Below are 16152 nucleotides of genomic sequence, written 5' to 3'. Positions count from 1 at the left end.
TCTCCCGGCTCGTGCGCGAACACCCTGGAGGGCTTCTCCCATGTCGGAAGACCTGAAGCTCGTCGAGTACCTCAAGTCGGTCGCCACCGACCTGCACGAGACTCGGCGGCGGCTCGAAGAGGTGGAGTCGGGCAAGCGCGAGCCGATCGCCATCGTGTCGATGTCGTGCCGCTTTCCAGGTGGGGTCGGCTCTCCAGAGGATCTGTGGCGGTTGCTGGCCGATGGTGGGGACGCGATCTCCTCGTTCCCCACCGATCGAGGCTGGGATCAGGGGATGTGGTCAGGGCTGGGATTCGACGGGGAGACCCAGGGCGGGTTCCTTGCGGATGCGGCGGGGTTTGATGCGGGGTTCTTCGGGATCTCGCCGCGTGAGGCGCTGGCGATGGACCCGCAGCAGCGGCTGCTGCTGGAGACGTCCTGGGAGGCGGTCGAGCGGGCGGGGATCGACCCGGTCTCGCTGAAGGGCAGCCACACCGGGGTGTTCGTGGGCACCAACGGCCAGGACTACATGAATCTGATCATGAGTAATCAGATGGACACGCAGGGCCATGGCGTCACGGGTCTGGCGGCCAGTGTGCTGTCGGGTCGCCTGTCCTACACGCTGGGGCTGGAGGGTCCGGCGGTGACGGTGGACACCGCCTGCTCGTCCTCGCTGGTGACGTTGCATCTCGCGGCGCAGGCGCTGCGGCAGGGGGAGTGCTCGCTGGCCCTGGCCGGTGGTATCACGGTGATGACGTCGCCGATGGTGTTCGTCGGTTTCAGCGCGCAGGGCGGAATGGCGCCCGACGGGCGGTGCAAGGCGTTCTCCGACGAGGCGGACGGCACCAGCTGGTCCGAGGGTGTGGGCATGCTGGTGCTGGAGCGGTTGTCGGACGCTCAGCGCAACGGTCACCAGGTCCTGGCGGTTCTGCGCGGGTCCGCGGTGAACCAGGACGGTGCGTCGAACGGGTTGACGGCGCCGAACGGTCCGTCGCAGCAGCGGGTGATCCGCCAGGCTTTGGCCGGCGCGGGGCTCTCGGTGTCCGAGGTGGACGCGGTGGAGGCGCACGGTACGGGGACGGTCCTGGGTGACCCGATCGAGGCGCAGGCGCTGCTGGCGACGTACGGCCAGGACCGGGACGAGGGCCGCCCGTTGCTGCTGGGGTCGATCAAGTCGAACCTCGGTCACACCCAGGCGGCGGCCGGTGTGGCGGGTGTGATCAAGATGGTCATGGCGATGCGGCATGGGGTGCTGCCTCGGACGTTGCATGTGGATGAGCCGTCGTCGCACGTGGACTGGGCGTCGGGTGCGGTGGAGTTGCTGACCGAGGCGACGGAGTGGCCGAGGAACGGTCGTCCGCGTCGGGCGGGGGTGTCGTCGTTCGGAATCAGTGGCACCAACGCGCACGTGATCCTGGAGCAGGGGCCGGAGGCTCCGCCGATCGAGGCGGGAACGGCGGCGCCGGACGAGGCGCCGGCCGCGGGTGTGGTGCCGGTGCTGGTGTCGGCCCGTACGGCGGAGGCGTTGCGGGCGCAGGCCGGGCGGTTGGTCTCGCACCTGGAGGAAAGCGGTGCCGCGCTGGTCGATGTGGCGTTCTCGCTGGCCACGATGCGGTCGGCGTTCGAGCATCGGGCGGTGATGCTGGCCGCCGACCGTGATGGGGTGCTGGCCGGGCTGGGGGCGCTGGCCGAGGACCTACCGGGGGCCGGTGTGGTGCGCGGGGTGGCAGCGACGCAGCAGCTCGCGGTGTTGTTCACCGGTCAGGGCAGCCAGCGGGTGGGGATGGGCCGGGAGTTGTACGACCGTTTCCCGGTGTTCGCGGCGGCGTTGGACGAGGTGGTCGCGGAGCTGGACCCGCTGCTTGGCGGGTCGTTGCGTGAGGTGTTGTTCGCCGAGCCGGGGTCGGCCAAGGCGGAGGCGGAGGCGCTGGATCAGACGGGGTGGGCGCAGCCCGCGCTGTTCGCGGTGGAGACCGCCCTGTTCCGGTTGGTGTCCTCGTGGGGGGTGCGGCCGAACGTGCTGGCCGGCCACTCGATCGGAGAGATCACCGCGGCGCATGTGGCGGGGGTGCTGTCGCTGAAGGACGCGTGTGTGCTGGTGGCGGCGCGGGCCAGGCTGATGCAGGCGCTGCCTGCCGGTGGGGCGATGGTGTCGGTGCGGGCGTCGGAGGATGAGGTCGCCGAGCTGCTGGCGGGGCGCGAGGACCAGGTGTCGATCGCGGCGGTGAACGGTCCGTCCTCGGTGGTGGTCTCCGGGGTGGAGGAGGCGGTGCTGGAAGTGGCCGCCGCTCTGGAGGAGCGGGGGGTTCGGGCGAAGCGGTTGCGGGTGTCGCACGCGTTCCATTCGCCGTTGATGGAGCCGATGCTGGAGAGCTTCCGTGCCCTGGCGAGCAGGCTCACCTACGGCCCGCCGAGGATCCCGATCGTGTCCACCCTGACCGGGGAGGTGGCCTCGGCCGAGCAGGTGTGCTCGCCGGACTATTGGGTGGACCAGGTCCGTGGCACGGTCCGCTTCGCCGACGGGGTCCGCGCCCTGCACGCGCGGGGCGTGCGAACCTATCTGGAACTCGGCCCCGACGGAGTTCTCACCGCCATGGCCGCCGGCACTCTGGACGCCGACCGTGACGTGGATGAGTACGACACAGGCGTGGTGCTGGTGCCGATGCTGCGCGGGGATCGGGACGAGCGGATGGCGGTGATGACGGCGCTGGCCGAGCTGCACGTGCACGGGGTACCGGTCGACTGGCGGACGGTGCTGCCGGGCGGGCGCCGGGTCGACCTGCCCACCTACGCCTTCGAGCACCAGTGGTTCTGGCCCTGGAGCAGCGGGTCCGGTACGGGGAACGTGGCGGCGGCGGGGTCTGGCCGCAGCCGGGACATCCCGCTGCTGGGCGCGGCAGTCGGGCTGGCCGATTCCGACGGGGTGCTGCTGACCGGGTCGCCTGTCGCTCTCGTCGCATCCCGTGGCTGGCCGATCACGCGGTGGCCGGGATGGTGATCTTTCCGGGTACCGGGTTCCTTGAGCTGGCGATCCGGGCGGGTGATCAGGTCGGTTGTGACGTGGTGGAGGAGTTGACGCTGGCCGCGCCGTTGGTGCTGGGTGCGGATGACGCGGTTGTGGTGCAGATCGCGGTGGGTGCGCCGGAGGAGAGTGGTCGGCGTGTTGTGAACGTCTATTCCCGGTCGGCGTCGGCCGGTGAGGATGTGCCGTGGGTGCGGCATGCCACCGGCACGCTCGCCACGGGTGGCGGGGTCGCCGTGCCGTTCGACGCGTCGGTGTGGCCTCCGGCGGGTGCGACCGCGATCGAGCTGGACGGGTTTTATGACGAGCTGGCCGATCGGGGGTCTGGGTCTACGGTCCGGTGTTCCAGGGGCTGCGGGCGGTATGGCACGGTGCCGGCGGGAGGTGTTCGCCGAGGTCGCGCTGCCCGAGCAGGCGGCGTCGGGTGCGGGCTCGTTCGGGGTGCATCCGGCGTTGCTGGACGCGGCGTTGCACGCGGTGGGCCTTCTGCCGGTTGGACGCTGCGGCGGGTACGCGGTTGCCGTTCTCCTGGGGAGAGGTGAGCCTGCACGCCGCCGGGGCGGCGATGTTGCGGGTCCGGCTGGTGCCGGCCGCTGCCGATGCGGTGTCGCTGGTGGCGGTGGACGCCGCCGGGGAGCCGGTGGTGTCGGCGCGGTCGCTGGTGTTGCGTCCGTTCTCGCCTGAGCAGCTGGTTGGCGCCGGTGGTGGCCGTGGTGTGGAGCGGGACTCTCTTTTCGGGGTGGACTGGATCTCGCTGCCGGAGGTGGCGGGTGCGGAGTCCGGTGTGGGGGTGGTCGAGCTGAGCGGAGAGCGTCGCGCTCGCTGGATGCGGTGCCGGAGGTGGTGACGTTCGCCGTCGGTTCGTTCGAGGACAGCGGTGTGGTGGAGTCGACGCACGCGGTGGTCGCGCGTGTCCTGGGGTTGTTGCAGGGGTGGTTGGCCGATGAGCGGTTCGAGGCTTCGCGGCTGGTGTTCGTCACCCGGGGTGCGGTCGAGGCGCGGGAAGGCGATGTGGTCGCCGATCTGGCGGCCGCGGCGGTGTGGGGGTCTGGTGCGGTCGGCGCAGTGGGAGAACCCGGGCCGGTTCGTGCTGGTCGATGTCGACGGTGAGCTTTCCTCGCCCGTGCTGGCCGGGGTCCTGGCCTCTGGTGAGCCGCAGGCGGCGGTGCGTGAGGGTGGGGTGCGGGTTCCGCGTCTGGCGCGGGTGGCGCCCGGGGAGGAGGCCGGAGGGGCGTGGGAGCCTGAGGGGACGGTGTTGATCACTGGTGGGACGGGTGGTCTGGGTGGGCATCTGGCTCGGCATGTGGTGGCCGAGCGTGGGGTGCGGCATCTGCTGCTGGCCGGCCGCCGAGGGTTGGACGCCCCGGGTGCGGTGGAGTTGCGGGCGGAGCTGATCGCGCACGGTGTCGAGGTCGAGATCGTCGCGTGTGATGTGGCCGACCGGGATCAGGTGGCGGCGCTGCTGGCCGGGATCGATGCCGACCATCCGCTGACCGCGGTCGTTCACACCGCGGGTGTGCTGGCCGATGGGACGATTCCGTCGTTGACGCCGGAGCGGCTGGACGCGGTGTTGCGGCCGAAGGTGGATGCGGCCTGGCATCTGCACGAGCTGACCCGGGGCCTGGATCTGGCGGCGTTCGTGGTGTTCTCCTCGCTGGCCGGGGTGATGGGTGCGGCGGGGCAGGGCAACTACGCGGCGGCGAACACGTTCTTGGACGCGCTGGCTCAGTTGCGGCGGGCCGAGGGGTTGCCCGCGTTGTCGTTGGCGTGGGGGGCCTGGACCCAGGAGACCGGATTGACCGGCACGCTGAGTGACGCCGACATGCGGCGGATCACCCGTACGGGTATGCCGATGCTGTCGGTGGAGCAGGGTTTGGCGTTGTTCGAGGCGGCGGTCGCGCTTGAGCATGCGGTGCTGGTTCCGGTCAGGCTGGATCTGCCGTCGATGCGTGGTTTTGGCGAGGTGCCGGCGTTGTTGCGCGGGCTGGTGCGGGGTGGGCGGCGGTCGGCGGCGTCGGGTTCGGTGGTGGCGACGTTGCTGGGGCGGCTGGCTCCGCTCACAGCGGCCGAGCGTGTCGAAGTCCTGGTCGATCTGGTGCGCATCGAGGCGGCCGTGGTCTTGGGACATGCTTCACCCGACGCGGTGGAGGTGCGCCGGGAGTTCCGCGAGCTGGGCTTCGACTCCCTTACCGCCGTTGAGCTGCGCAACCGGCTGAATGTGGTGACCGGGTTGCGGTTGCCGTCCACGCTGGTGTTCGACTACCCGACACCGGCCGTGCTGGCGGACTTCCTGCTGGCCGAGCTGCTCGGCGAGCAGGCCGACGTGATCATCCCCGCGTCCGTGGTGCCGGTGGCGGACGATCCGATCGTGATCGTGGGCATGGCCTGCCGTTATCCGGGCGGGGTCGAATCGCCGGGGGATCTGTGGCGGTTGGTGGCCGAAGGCGGGGACGGGATCGGTGAGTTCCCGACCACGCGAGGCTGGGATCTCGGGGCGCTGTACAACCCGGATAGGGAGAGCCCGGGCACCAGCTATGTGCTCGAGGGCGGTTTCCTGGAGAGCGCCACACAGTTCGACCCGGGGTTCTTCGGGATCTCGCCGCGTGAGGCGCTGGCGATGGACCCGCAGCAGAGACTGCTGCTGGAGACGTCCTGGGAGGCCTTCGAGCGGGCCGGAATCGACCCGACTTCCCTGCGAGGCAGCCATACGGGTGTGTTCGCCGGTGTGATGTATGGCGACTACGGGATGAGCGTCGACCTCCCGCCGGAGGCGATGGGCTTCATCGGCACCGGTACGGCGGGCAGCGTCGCGACCGGCCGGATCTCTTACACGCTGGGGTTGGAGGGGCCGGCGGTGACGGTGGACACGGCGTGTTCGTCGTCGCTGGTGGCGACGCATATGGCGGCGCAGGCGCTGCGTTCGGGTGAGTGTGATCTGGCGTTGGCGGGTGGGGTGACGGTGATGGCCACGCCGGGGGTGTTCATTGGTTTCAGTGCGCAGGGTGGGCTGGCCGGCGATGGCCGGTGCAAGTCCTTCGCTGACGCGGCGGACGGCACGAGCTATTCCGAGGGCGTGGGCATGCTGGTGCTGGAGCGGCTGTCGGACGCGCGCCGCAACGGCCATGAGGTGCTGGCGGTGGTGCGCGGCTCGGCGATCAACCAGGACGGTGCGTCGAACGGCCTGACCGCGCCGAACGGTCCCTCGCAGCAGCGGGTGATCCGCCAGGCGCTGGCCGTCGCCGGTTTGTCGCCGGTCGAGGTTGACGCGGTGGAGGCGCACGGCACCGGCACCCGGCTGGGTGACCCGATCGAGGCGCAGGCGCTGCTGGCGACGTACGGCCAGGACCGGCCGGAGGACCGTCCGCTGCTGCTGGGGTCGATCAAGTCGAACCTCGGTCACACGCAGGCGGCGGCCGGTGTGGCGGGTGTGATCAAGATGGTCATGGCTCTCCGGCACGGGGTCCTGCCCAGGACGCTGCACGTGGACGAGCCGTCGTCGCACGTGGACTGGGCGTCGGGTGCGGTGGAGCTGCTGACCGAGACCACGCCCTGGCCTCAGACGGATCGTCCGCGTCGGGCGGGGGTGTCGTCGTTCGGGATCAGTGGCACCAACGCGCACGTGATCCTGGAGCAGGGGCCGGAGGCTCCGCCGATCGAGGCGGGAACGGCGGCGCCGGACGAGGCGCCGGCCGCGGGGGTGGTGCCGGTGCTGGTGTCGGCCCGTACGGCGGAGGCGTTGCGGGCGCAGGCCGGGCGGTTGGTCTCGCACCTGGAGGAAAGCGGTGCCGCGCTGGTCGATGTTGCGTTCTCGCTGGCCACGATGCGGTCGGTGTTCGAGCATCGGGCGGTGGTGCTGGCCGATGGCCGTGATGGGGTGCTGGCCGGGCTGGGTGCGCTGGCCGAGGACCTACCGGGGGCCGGTGTGGTGTGCGGGGTGGCCGCGACGCAGCAGCTCGCGGTGTTGTTCACCGGTCAGGGTAGCCAGCGGGCCGGGATGGGCCGGGAGTTGTACGGCCGTTTCCCGGTGTTCGCGACGGCGTTGGACGAGGTGATCGCGGAGCTGGACCCGCTGCTGGAGAGGTTTGACCGGGAGCCGATCGAGGGGACGGACAGCGAGGCGGCTGAGCGGGCGGGGCGTTACCGGGGTCGTTCGTTGCGTGAGGTGTTGTTCGCCGAGCCGGGGTCGGCCAAGGCGGAGGCGGAGGCGCTGGATCAGACGGGGTGGGCGCAGCCCGCGCTGTTCGCGGTGGAGACGGCGCTGTTCCGGTTGGTGTCCTCGTGGGGGGTGCGGCCGAACGTGCTGGCCGGCCACTCGATCGGGGAGATCACCGCCGCCCATGTGGCGGGGGTGCTGTCGCTGAGTGACGCGTGCGCGTTGGTGGCGGGTCGGGCGCGGTTGATGCAGGCGCTGCCGCAAGGTGGGGCGATGGTGTCGGTGCGGACCTCCGAGGAGGAGGTCGTCGAGCTGCTGGCCGGGCGTGAGAAGGAGGTGTCGATCGCCGCCGTCAACGGTCCGGCCTCGGTGGTGGTCTCCGGGGTGGAGGAGGCGGTGCTGGAAGTGGCCGCCGCTCTGGAGGAGCGGGGGGTTCGGGCGAAGCGGTTGCGGGTGTCGCACGCGTTCCATTCGCCGTTGATGGAGCCGATGCTGGAGAGCTTCCGTGCCCTGGCGAGCAGGCTCACCTACGGCCCGCCGAGGATCCCGATCGTGTCCACCCTGACCGGGGAGGTGGCCTCGGCCGAGCAGGTGTGCTCGCCGGACTACTGGGTGGACCAGGTCCGTGGCGCGGTCCGCTTCGCCGACGGGGTCCGCGCCCTGCACGCGCGGGGCGTGCGGGCGTATTTGGAGCTGGGCCCTGACGGGGTGCTGAGTGCCATGGCCGCCGATACCTTGGCCGCCGGCGCGGAGGTGCCCGGGTCGGATGCGGTGTTCGTGCCGATGTTGCGTAAGGACCGCGACGAGCGGATCGTGTCCATGACGGCGCTGGCCGAGCTGTATGTGCGTGGGGTGCCGGTGGAGTGGCGTGCGGTGCTGCCGGGTGGGCGCCGGGTCGATCTGCCGACCTACGCTTTCCAGCACCGGTCGTTCTGGCCGAACCCCAGGCAGAGCGGTGATGCCCGTGTTCTGGGCCTGGCCGCGACGAGGCATCCGCTGCTGGGTGCGACGGTCGGGCTGGCCGATTCCGATGGGGTGGTGCTGACCGGGCGTATCTCGCTGCGGACCCATTCGTGGCTGGCCGATCACATGGTGGCCGGGATGGTGTTCTTCCCGGGGACCGGGTTCCTGGAGCTGGCGATTCAGGCGGGGGATCAGGCCGGTTGTGATCTGGTGGAGGAGTTGACGCTGGCGGCTCCGCTGGTGCTGGGTGCGGATGACGCGGTTGTGGTTCAGATCGCGGTGGGGGCGCCGGAGGAGACCGGTCGGCGTGCTTTGGGGGTCTATTCCCGGCCGGCGCAGGCCGGGGAGGAGGTGCCGTGGGTGCGGCACGCGACCGGCACGCTGGCCATGGGTGGCCGGGCCGCCGCGTCGTTCGATGCGACGGTGTGGCCACCGGTCGGGGCGACCGCGATCGAGCTGGACGGGTTGTACGAGGAGCTGGCCGTTCGGGGGTTGGGTTACGGTCCGGTGTTCCAGGGGTTGCGGGCGGCCTGGCACGGTGCCGGTGGTGAGGTGTTCGCCGAGGTCGCGCTGCCCGAGCAGGTGACGTCGAGTGCGGGTTCGTTCGGGGTGCATCCGGCGTTGCTGGACGCGGCGCTGCATGGTGTGGCCTTTGTGGGGCTGGACGATGCCGAGGGCGGCCGGTTGCCGTTCTCCTGGCAGGAGGTGAGCCTGCACGCGGGTGGTGCGGCGGTGTTGCGGGTCCGGCTGGCCAAGGTGGGCGAGGATTCGGCGTCGCTGGTCGCGGTGGATGCGGCCGGAGAGCCGGTGGTGTCGGCGCGGTCGCTGGTGTTGCGCCCGTTCTCGCCCGACCAACTTGTCGGCGGTGGTCGTGGTGTGGAGCGGGATTCGTTGTTCGGGCTGGAGTGGACCGCGCTGGCGGAGGTGCCGGACGTGGAGAGCGGTGCGAGTGTGGTCGAGCTGAGCGGGGATCTCGCCGCGCTGGAGTCGGTGCCGGACGTGGTGACGTTCACGATCGGTTCCTCCGAGAGCACCGGCGTGGTGGGGGCGACTCACGAGCTGGTCGCTCATGCCCTCGGCCTGTTGCAGGGGTGGTTGGCCGATGAGCGGTTTGAGGCTTCGCGTCTGGTGTTCGTGACCAGGGGTGCGGTCGAGGCGCGGGAAGGCGATGTGGTCGCTGATCTGGCGGCCGCGGCGGTGTGGGGTCTGGTGCGGTCGGCGCAGTGGGAGAACCCGGGCCGGTTCGTGCTGGTCGATGTGGACGCGGAGTTGTCCTCGTCGTCGCTGGCTGCGGTGCTGGCCGGTGGGGAGCCGCAGGCGGCGGTCCGTGAGGGTGGGGTGCGGGTGCCTCGTCTGGCCCGGGTGGCACCGGCCGAGGAGGCGGGGCGGCCGTGGGATCCGGACGGGACGGTGCTGATCACCGGTGGCACCGGCGGCCTGGGCGCGGAGGTTGCCCGGCATCTGGTGGCCCGGCGCGGGATGCGGCATCTGCTGCTGGCCGGCCGCCGAGGGTTGGACGCCCCGGGTGCGGTGGAGTTGCGGGCGGAGCTGATCGCGCACGGTGTCGAGGTCGAGATCGTCGCGTGTGATGTGGCCGACCGGGATCAGGTGGCGGCGCTGCTGGCCGGGATCGATGCCGACCATCCGCTGACCGCGGTCGTTCACACCGCGGGTGTGCTGGCCGATGGGACGATTCCGTCGTTGACGCCGGAGCGGCTGGACGCGGTGTTGCGGCCGAAGGTGGATGCGGCCTGGCATCTGCACGAGCTGACCCGGGGCCTGGATCTGGCGGCGTTCGTGGTGTTCTCCTCGCTGGCCGGGGTGATGGGTGCGGCGGGGCAGGGCAACTACGCGGCGGCGAACACGTTCTTGGACGCGCTGGCTCAGTTGCGGCGGGCCGAGGGGTTGCCCGCGTTGTCGTTGGCGTGGGGGGCCTGGACCCAGGAGACCGGATTGACCGGCACGCTGAGTGACGCCGACATGCGGCGGATCACCCGTACGGGTATGCCGATGCTGTCGGTGGAGCAGGGTTTGGCGTTGTTCGAGGCGGCGGTCGCGCTTGAGCATGCGGTGCTGGTTCCGGTCAGGCTGGATCTGCCGTCGATGCGTGGTTTTGGCGAGGTGCCGGCGTTGTTGCGCGGGCTGGTGCGGGGTGGGCGGCGGTCGGCGGCGTCGGGTTCGGTGGTGGCGACGTTGCTGGGGCGGCTGGCTCCGCTCACAGCGGCCGAGCGTGTCGAAGTCCTGGTGGACCTGGTGCGCATCGAGGTGGCCATGGTGCTGGGGCATGCCTCGCCGGAGACGGTGGAGGTGCGGCGGGAGTTCCGCGAGCTGGGCTTCGACTCCCTCACCGCGGTTGAGCTGCGCAACCGGCTGACCGCGGCGACCGGGTTGCGGCTGCCGGCGACACTGGTGTTCGACTACCCGACACCGGCCGTGCTGGCGGACTTCCTGCTGGCCGAGCTGCTCGGCGAGAACGCCGATGTGGTGGCTCCCACCGAGGTCCGGCCGGTGGCCGATGACCCCATCGTGATCGTGGGCATGGCCTGCCGTTATCCGGGTGGGGTCGAATCGCCGGAGGATCTGTGGCGGTTGGTGGCCGAGGGCGGGGACGGGATCTCGCCGTTCCCGACGACGCGAGGCTGGGATCTGGCGACCTTCTACAGCTCGGATCGGGAGAGTCAGGGCATCAACTATGTGCGCGAGGGCGGGTTCCTGCACGAGGCCGGGGAGTTCGACCCGGGGTTCTTTGGGATCTCGCCGCGTGAGGCGCTCGCGATGGACCCGCAACAGAGACTGCTGCTGGAGACGTCCTGGGAGGCCTTCGAGCGGGCCGGGATCGACCCGACCTCCTTGCGGGGCAGCCACACGGGGGTGTTCGCCGGACTGATGTACCACGACTACGCGACGAGCGCCGATCTCCCGCTGGAGGCGATGGGCTTCATCAGCACCGGTACGTCGGGCAGTGTCGCGACCGGCCGGGTCTCGTACGCGCTGGGCTTGGAGGGCCCGGCGGTGACGGTGGACACCGCGTGTTCGTCGTCGCTGGTGGCGATGCACATGGCGGCGCAGGCGCTGCGTTCGGGTGAGTGCACTCTGGCGCTGGCCGGTGGTGTGACCGTGATGGCCACCCCGGGAGCGTTCATCGGTTTCAGCGCACAAGGTGCGATGGCCGATGATGGCCGGTGCAAGTCCTATGCGGACGCGGCGGACGGGGTGAGCTGGTCCGAGGGTGTGGGCATGCTGGTGCTGGAGCGGCTGTCGGACGCGCGCCGCAACGGCCATGAGGTGTTGGCGGTGGTGCGCGGCTCGGCGGTGAACCAGGACGGTGCGTCGAACGGGTTGACGGCGCCGAACGGTCCGTCTCAGCGGCGGGTGATCCGCCAGGCGCTCGCCGTCGCGGGCTTGAACCCGGTCGAGGTGGACGCGGTGGAGGGTCACGGGACCGGTACCACGTTGGGTGACCCGATCGAGGCGCAGGCGCTGCTGGCCACCTACGGTCAGGACCGGGATCGGCCGTTGCTGCTGGGGTCGATCAAGTCGAACATCGGCCACACCCAGGCCGCCGCGGGTGTGGCGGGTGTGATCAAGATGGTCATGGCGATGCGGCACGGGGTGCTACCCAGGACGTTGCACGTGGATGCGCCGTCGTCGCATGTGGACTGGTCCATGGGTGCGGTGGAGGTGCTGGCCGAGGCCAGGGTGTGGCCGGAGGCCGGCCGTCCGCGTCGGGCGGGAGTGTCGTCGTTCGGGATCAGCGGCACCAACGCGCACGTGATCCTGGAGCAGGGGCCGGAGCCTGCTGAGGCGGAGCCGCGTGACCAGGGCCAGGCGCCGGGGGTGGTGCCGTGGGTGGTGTCGGGCAAGTCCGAGGAGTCGTTGCGTGGGCAGGCACGCCGTCTGGGCGCGCACCTCGATGTAGTCAGCGATCTCGACCCGGTGGATGTGGGCTTCTCGCTGGTGTCGTCGCGGTCGGTGTTCGACCACCGTGCGGTGGTGGTCGGCGGGGATCGTGCGGGTCTGCTGGCGGGGCTGGCCGTGGTCGGCTCGGATGAGCCGGTGCCCGGTGTGGTCCAGGGTGTGGCGGATGTCGAGGGCAGGACGGTTTTCCTGTTCCCTGGTCAGGGGGCGCAGTGGGCGGGGATGGGGGCGGCTCTGCTGGAGGAGTCGGCGGTGTTCGCGGGGCGGATGGCGGAGTGTGCGGCGGCGTTGGAGCCGTTCGTGGAGTGGTCGTTGCTGGAGGTGGTCCGGCAGAGCGAGGGTGCTCCGTCGTTGGAGCGGGTGGATGTGGTGCAGCCGGTGTCGTTCGCGGTGATGGTGTCGCTGGCGGCGGTGTGGGAGTCGCTGGGGGTTCGTCCGGATGCGGTGGTGGGGCATTCGCAGGGTGAGATCGCGGCGGCGGTGGTGGCCGGGGCGTTGTCGGTGCAGGACGGGGCGCGGGTGGTGGCGTTGCGCAGCCGGTTGATCGCCGAGCGGTTGTCCGGGCACGGGGTGATGTTGTCGGTGATGGCGCCGGTGGAGTGGGTGCGTGCGGCGCTGGCCGAGGAGGGCCTGCTGGATCGGGTGGCGATCGCGGCGGTCAACGGTCCTCGGGTGGTCACCGTGGCCGGTGACGGGGAGGCTGTGCGGGTGCTGGAGCGGCGGCTGTCGGCAGAAGGCGTGATGCGCTGGCAGTTGGCCGGTGCGGACTTCGCCGCGCATTCGCCGCAGGTGGAGCGGTTCCGTGAGGATCTGCTGGTGGATCTGGCGGGGATGGAGCCGCGGGTGGCGCGGGTGGCGATGTTGTCGACGGCGACCGGGCGGTGGTTGGACGGTACGGAGTTGGATGCCGGTTACTGGTATGAGAACGTGCGGCGGACGGTGGGGTTCGCGTCGGCGGTCGAGCGGTTGCTGGCGGAGCGGTATCGGGTGTTCGTCGAGGTGGGTCCGCATCCGTTGTTGACGTTGGGGATCGAGCAGGCGGTGGACGCGGCGGGGGTGGCCGCGGTGGTGGCGGGGACGTTGCGTCGTGACGAGGGTGGTTTGGAGCGGGTGCTGGTCTCGGCGGCCGAGCTGTTCGTCCGTGGGGTGAAGGTGGACTGGCGGCAGGTGCTGACCGGCGGTCGACGGGTCGACCTGCCCACCTACGCCTTCCAGCATCAGTGGTTCTGGCCGAATGCACGGCAGAGCGGGGACGCTCGGATGCTGGGGCAGGCGGCGACGGGGCATCCGTTGCTGGGGGCGGCGGTGGAATTGGCCGACTCGGACGGCGTGCTGCTGACCGGCCGCGTGTCGGTGAGTGCGCAGCCGTGGCTGGCCGATCATGTGGTGGCGGGTTCGGTGCTGGTGCCGGGGTCGGTGTTCGTGGAGCTGGCGGTGCGGGCGGGTGACCAGGTCGGCTGTGACCTGGTGGAGGAGTTGACGCTGGACGCTCCGCTGGTGCTGGGCGAGGACGACGCGGTCGTGGTTCAGATCGCGGTGGGCGCGCCGGAGGAGACCGGTCGCCGAACCTTGAGTGTGTACGGCCGTTCGGCGGACGCGGCCGACGAGGTGCCGTGGGTGCGGTACGCGACCGGTACGCTCGCGGCCGGTGTCGGGGAGGTCGTGCCGTTCGACGCGGCGGTGTGGCCGCCGGCCGGGGCGACCGCGATCGAGCTGGAGGGGTTGTACGAGGAACTGGCCGAGGACGGTTTCGCCTACGGTCCGGTCTTCCAGGGGTTGCGGGCGGCCTGGCGGCGTGATGACGAGGTGTTCGCCGAGCTGAGCCTGCCGGAGCGGGCCGGTGACGCGGCTCTGTTCGGGTTGCACCCGGCACTGCTGGACGCGGCGTTGCACGTGGTGCCGTTCGCCGGGCTGGACGATGCCGCGGGCGGCCGGTTGCCACTGTCCTGGGCTGGGGTGTGCCTGCACGCGGGCGGGGCGTCGGTGCTGCGGGTACGGCTGGCCAGGGCGGGCGGCGATGCGTTGTCGCTGAGCGCGATGGACGCGGCAGGGGAGCCGGTGCTGTCGGCTCGGTCGGTGGTGCTGCGGCCGATGGCCGCCGAGCACCTGGCCGGCTCCGCCCCTCGTGGGGCCGGACGGGACGCGCTGTTCCGGGTGGAGTGGCCTGCCGTGACCGGCCTGCCGCAGGCCGACCAGCTACCGGCGGCCGTGCTCGGCTTGGACTCCCTGGGTCTTGCCCCCGCGTTGCGGGCAGCCGGCGATCCGGCCACGGAGCCTGGCGGGCACCTGGTGCCGGTGCACGCGGATCTGGCGTCGCTGGTCGAGGCGGGTCCGGTCCCGGCGGTGGTGGTGACGGAGGTGGCCTCCGACCCGGCGGCCGGGGTGGTGGGGGCGGCGCACGCGCTGACCGCCCACGTGCTGGATCTGCTGCAGCGGTGGCTGGCGGATGAGCGGTACGCCGATTCGCGCTTGGTGTTCGTCACCCGGGGCGCGGTCGCGACCGATGACGGTGAGGTGGTGGCCGACCTTCCAGCCGCTGGGGTGTGGGGCCTGGTCCGCAGTGCCCAGTCGGAGAACCCGGGCCGGTTCGTGCTGGTCGACGTGGATGATCAGGAGTCCTCGCGGCAGGCTCTGCTCGGGGTGCCGGCCTCGGGTGAGCCGCAGGCGGCGGTACGCGAGGGTGAGATGCGGGTTCCGCGGATGGTGCGGGTGGCACCCGGATCTGACGTTGGCGACGTGGCGGGCCGGGTCTGGGATCCGGAGGGCACGGTGTTGATCACCGGTGGGACCGGTGGTCTGGGCGCGCTGTTCGCGCGGCATGTGGTGGCCGAGCGGGGTGTGCGGCGTCTGCTGCTGACCAGCCGGAGGGGGCTGGACGCCCCGGGTGCGGTGGAGTTGCGGGCCGAGCTGATCGCGTACGGGGTCGAGGTCACGGTCGCGGCGTGTGACATGGCGGATCGGGATGCGGTGGCGGCCCTGCTGGCCGGGGTGGATGCCGAGCATCCGCTGACCGCGGTGATCCACACCGCCGGTGTGCTGGCCGACGGCACGATCCCGTCGCTGACGCCCGAGCGGCTGGACACCGTGCTGCGGCCCAAGGTCGATGCCGCCTGGCATCTGCACGAGCTGACCCAGGGCCTGGACCTGGCCGGGTTCGTCATGTTCTCCTCGCTTGCCGCGGTGATGGGCAACGCCGGGCAGGGTAACTACGCGGCGGCGAACGCGTTCATGGACGCGCTGGTTCAGGCGCGTCGGGCCATGGGGCTGTCGGGGCTGTCGCTGGCCTGGGGTTTGTGGGCGCAGGAGAGCGGGATGACCGGTGGGCTGGGGGTGATAGATCTGCAGCGGATGGCGCGGGCGGGGATGCCGGCGTTGTCGGCCGGGCAGGGGCTCGCGTTGTTCGAGTCGGCCGCCGTGTCGGATCACGCGGCGGTGGTGGCCGCGCGGCTGGAGCTGTCGGTGCTGCGCACGTTCCCCGAGGTGCCGCATCTGATGCGTGGTCTGGTGCGTGCGGGGCGTCGTCTGGCGGTCTCCGCGTCGGCGAGTGGGGACGCGGAGCTGGTACGGCGGTTGGCGGGGTTGGGCGAGGCCGAGCGGGTGCGGCTGGTGGTGGAGTTGGTGCGGGTTCAGGCTGCGGTGGTGCTGGGTCATGCCTCGGGAGAGGCCGTCCAGCCCGGCCGTGAGTTCCGCGAGTTGGGCTTCGACTCTCTTACCGCCGTCGAGCTGCGTAACCGGCTCAACGCGGTCACCGGGCTGCGGCTGCCGGCGACCGTCATCTTCGACCACCCCACCCCGGCCAGCCTCGCCGAGCGCCTTCTGGAGGAGATCGCGCCCGGAGCGAACACCGTGGTGGAGCTGTCGTTGCTGGCCGATCTCGACCGGTTCGAGACCGCGCTTTCCGGCTACGCGCTCGACGGTCTCGCCCGGAACGGCATCGCGACCCGGCTGCGGCACCTGCTGGTGAAGGTGAGCGAGAGCGGTACGGAAACTAGTGAAATCGCTGTCGCAGGCATGCTCGAATCGGCGAGTACCGAGGAAATTCTCAGCTTCATCGACAACGAACTGGGCCGCTCGAAAGATCTGTGATTCGAGCCCGCGTCTGAACAATGTGAAGGGC

At 71.1% G+C, this 16152-nt stretch carries 4 protein-coding genes and 2 pseudogenes; all 6 read left to right on the top strand.

Going from position 1 to position 16152, the window contains the following annotated elements:
* The first annotated feature begins 40 nt into the window (after positions 1-40).
* The 6 genes and pseudogenes from ACFQVD_RS15160 (at position 41) to ACFQVD_RS15135 (ending at position 16121) form a co-directional block, all read left to right on the top strand.
* A complete protein-coding gene (locus ACFQVD_RS15160; protein WP_386368529.1) occupies positions 41-2977 on the top strand; it encodes a type I polyketide synthase in 2937 nt (978 codons plus the stop codon).
* Positions 2971-3102, top strand: a pseudogene (locus tag ACFQVD_RS15155) (hypothetical protein); the annotation flags it as partial. The gene ACFQVD_RS15160 and the pseudogene ACFQVD_RS15155, both read left to right, overlap by 7 nt.
* A 79-nt stretch (positions 3103-3181) precedes the next feature.
* Positions 3182-3475: pseudogene (locus tag ACFQVD_RS15150) on the top strand (polyketide synthase dehydratase domain-containing protein); the annotation flags it as partial.
* Between the two features lie 19 nt (positions 3476-3494).
* Positions 3495-3848 carry a hypothetical protein gene (locus ACFQVD_RS15145; RefSeq protein ID WP_386368868.1) on the top strand — a complete coding sequence of 118 codons (354 nt, stop codon included), beginning with the start codon at positions 3495-3497 and terminating at the stop codon, positions 3846-3848.
* Complete coding sequence (locus ACFQVD_RS15140) at positions 3842-4111, top strand: SpnB-like Rossmann fold domain-containing protein (RefSeq protein ID WP_386368527.1); 270 nt, start codon at positions 3842-3844, stop codon at positions 4109-4111. The genes ACFQVD_RS15145 and ACFQVD_RS15140 overlap by 7 nt, the downstream gene beginning before the upstream one ends.
* A complete protein-coding gene (locus ACFQVD_RS15135) occupies positions 4053-16121 on the top strand; it encodes an SDR family NAD(P)-dependent oxidoreductase (RefSeq protein WP_386368524.1) in 12069 nt (4022 codons plus the stop codon). Before ACFQVD_RS15140 ends, ACFQVD_RS15135 begins: the two co-directional genes overlap by 59 nt.
* Positions 16122-16152: the final 31 nt, after the last annotated feature.

Source organism: Streptosporangium amethystogenes subsp. fukuiense (genome assembly GCF_042665875.1).
Lineage (GTDB): Bacteria > Actinomycetota > Actinomycetes > Streptosporangiales > Streptosporangiaceae > Streptosporangium > Streptosporangium fukuiense.
The sequence above is the reverse complement of the archived record's forward strand: the minus strand, read 5'-3'. Positions and strand labels throughout refer to the sequence as shown.